Below are 3,176 nucleotides of genomic sequence, written 5' to 3' on the forward strand. Positions count from 1 at the left end.
GAGAAAACAACAGTGATTCCGTGAGTAGTGGCGAGCGAAAGCGGATGAGGCTAAACCATGGATGTGTGATACCCGGCAGGGGTTGCATTTGTGGGGTTGTGGGATTTTTCTTCCCGTTACTGCCGTGACGGGCGAGAGTAAGAAAACAAGTTGTTAGTCGAAGTGGTCTGGAACGGCCTGTCGTAGAGGGTGAGAATCCCGTAGACGAAAACTTCTTGTCTCTCGTGAATTATTCCCGAGTAGCAGCGGGCCCGTGAAATCTGCTGTGAATCTGTCGGGACCACCCGATAAGCCTGAATACTCCCTGGTGACCGATAGCGGACTAGTACCGTGAGGGAAAGGTGAAAAGTACCCCGGGAGGGGAGTGAAATAGTACCTGAAACCGTGCGCTTACAATCCGTCAGAGCCTGTGCATCCTTTAGTGGGTGGTGGGTGATGGCGTGCCTTTTGAAGAATGAGCCTGCGAGTTAGTGGCATGTGGCGAGGTTAACCCGTGTGGGGTAGCCGTAGCGAAAGCGAGTCCGAATAGGGCGGTCAGAGTCGCATGTTCTAGACCCGAAGCGGAGTGATCTACCCATGGCCAGGTTGAAGCGACGGTAAGACGTCGTGGAGGACCGAACCCACTTAGGTTGAAAACTGAGGGGATGAGTTGTGGGTAGGGGTGAAAGGCCAATCAAACTCCGTGATAGCTGGTTCTCCCCGAAATGCATTTAGGTGCAGCGTCGCGTGTTTCTCACCGGAGGTAGAGCTACTGGATGGTCTAGGGGGCCTACAAGCTTACCGAAATCAGCCAAACTCCGAATGCCGGTGAGTGAGAGCGCGGCAGTGAGACTGCGGGCGATAAGGTTCGTAGTCGAGAGGGAAACAGCCCAGATCGCCGGCTAAGGCCCCTAAGCGTGTACTAAGTGGAAAAGGATGTGAAGTCGCGAAGACAACCAGGAGGTTGGCTTAGAAGCAGCCACCCTTGAAAGAGTGCGTAATAGCTCACTGGTCAAGTGATTTTGCGCCGACAATGTAGCGGGGCTCAAGTACACCGCCGAAGCCGCGGCATTCACATAACACCCGCACGGATCCACGGATTCGTGTGCAGTGGTGTGGATGGGTAGGGGAGCGTCGTGTGGCCATGGAAGCGCCGGAGTGATCCAGGTGTGGAGGCCACACGAGTGAGAATGCAGGCATGAGTAGCGAAAGACGAGTGAGAAACTCGTCCGCCGAATGACCAAGGGTTCCTGGGCCAGGTTAATCCGCCCAGGGTTAGTCGGGACCTAAGGCGAGGCCGACAGGCGTAGTCGATGGACAACGGGTTGATATTCCCGTACCCGTGTATCCGCGCCCATGACGAATCAGTTGTACTAACCGTCCAGACGGTGATGGATCTCCTTCGGGAGACCGGATCTAGATGCACGGGACCTCGGCTGGTAGTAGTCAAGCGATGGGGTGACGCAGGAAGGTAGTGGGGCCAGTCAGTGGTTGTACTGGTGTAAGCCTGTAGGGCGAACGGTAGGCAAATCCGCCGTTCATACAGCCTGAGAGGTGATGCGTAGCCGAATGAGGCGAATTCCATGATCCTATGCTGCCGAGAAAAGCCTCTAGCGAGCTGATACACGGCCCGTACCCCAAACCGACACAGGTGGTCAGGTAGAGAATACTAAGGCGATCGAGAGAACTATGGTTAAGGAACTCGGCAAAATGCCCCCGTAACTTCGGGAGAAGGGGGACCTCTGTTGGTGATCACCTTTACGGTGTGAGCTGGGGGAGGTCGCAGAGACCAGTGAGAAGCGACTGTTTACTAAAAACACAGGTCCGTGCGAAGTCGTAAGACGATGTATACGGACTGACGCCTGCCCGGTGCTGGAAGGTTAAGAGGACCGGTTAGCCAGCAATGGCGAAGCTGAGAATTTAAGCCCCAGTAAACGGCGGTGGTAACTATAACCATCCTAAGGTAGCGAAATTCCTTGTCGGGTAAGTTCCGACCTGCACGAATGGCGTAACGACTTCTCAGCTGTCTCAACCATAGACTCGGCGAAATTGCAGTACGAGTAAAGATGCTCGTTACGCGCGGCAGGACGAAAAGACCCCGGGACCTTCACTATAGCTTGGTATTGGTGTTCGGTACGGTTTGTGTAGGATAGGTGGGAGACTGTGAAGCGGGCACGCCAGTGTTCGTGGAGTCATCGTTGAAATACCACTCTGATCGTATTGGACTTCTAACCTCGGACCATGATCTGGTTCAGGGACAGTGCCTGGTGGGTAGTTTAACTGGGGCGGTTGCCTCCCAAAATGTAACGGAGGCGCCCAAAGGTTCCCTCAGCCTGGTTGGCAATCAGGTGTCGAGTGCAAGTGCACAAGGGAGCTTGACTGTGAGACTGACAGGTCGAGCAGGGACGAAAGTCGGGACTAGTGATCCGGCACCGGCAAGTGGAAGCGGTGTCGCTCAACGGATAAAAGGTACCCCGGGGATAACAGGCTGATCTTCCCCAAGAGTCCATATCGACGGGATGGTTTGGCACCTCGATGTCGGCTCGTCGCATCCTGGGGCTGGAGTAGGTCCCAAGGGTTGGGCTGTTCGCCCATTAAAGCGGCACGCGAGCTGGGTTTAGAACGTCGTGAGACAGTTCGGTCTCTATCCGCCGCGCGCGTAAGAAACTTGAGGAAGGCTGTCCCTAGTACGAGAGGACCGGGACGGACGAACCTCTGGTGTGCCAGTTGTTCCACCAGGAGCACCGCTGGTTAGCTACGTTCGGAAGGGATAACCGCTGAAAGCATCTAAGCGGGAAGCCTGTTCCAAGATGAGGTTTCTCACCACCATCGAGTGGTTAAGGCCCCCGGCAGACCACCGGGTTGATAGGCCAGAACTGGAAGCCTAGTAATAGGTGCAGGTGACTGGTACTAATCGGCCGAGGACTTACCAACAAAGAAGCTACGCGTCCACTGTGCAGTATCTGAAACAACACACATCTCCGCTCCGCGGGGGCATCGTGTAAACACAGACCTCTTTACAAACTCGAGGTCTGTGAAACCACACGATCCCCCGAACAGCGTGGGACGCAGTGTAATTTCACAGTGTTACGGCGGCCATAGCGACAGGGAAACGCCCGGACCCATCCCGAACCCGGAAGCTAAGCCTGTCAGCGCCGATGGTACTGCACCCGCCAGGGTGTGGGAGAGTAGGACAC

At 55.4% G+C, this 3,176-nt stretch carries 2 rRNA genes (1 of these 2 cut by a window edge); both read left to right on the forward strand.

Going from position 1 to position 3,176, the window contains the following annotated elements:
• A 23S ribosomal RNA gene (locus ACHIRB_RS30580) occupies window positions 1–2,913 on the forward strand (it extends 220 nt beyond the left edge of the window).
• Window positions 2,914–3,067: 154 nt separating this feature from the next.
• A 5S ribosomal RNA gene (gene rrf, locus ACHIRB_RS30585) occupies window positions 3,068–3,176 on the forward strand; the annotation flags it as partial.

This window comes from Antrihabitans spumae (assembly GCF_043944905.1).
In the GTDB taxonomy this organism is placed as follows: domain Bacteria; phylum Actinomycetota; class Actinomycetes; order Mycobacteriales; family Mycobacteriaceae; genus Antrihabitans; species Antrihabitans spumae.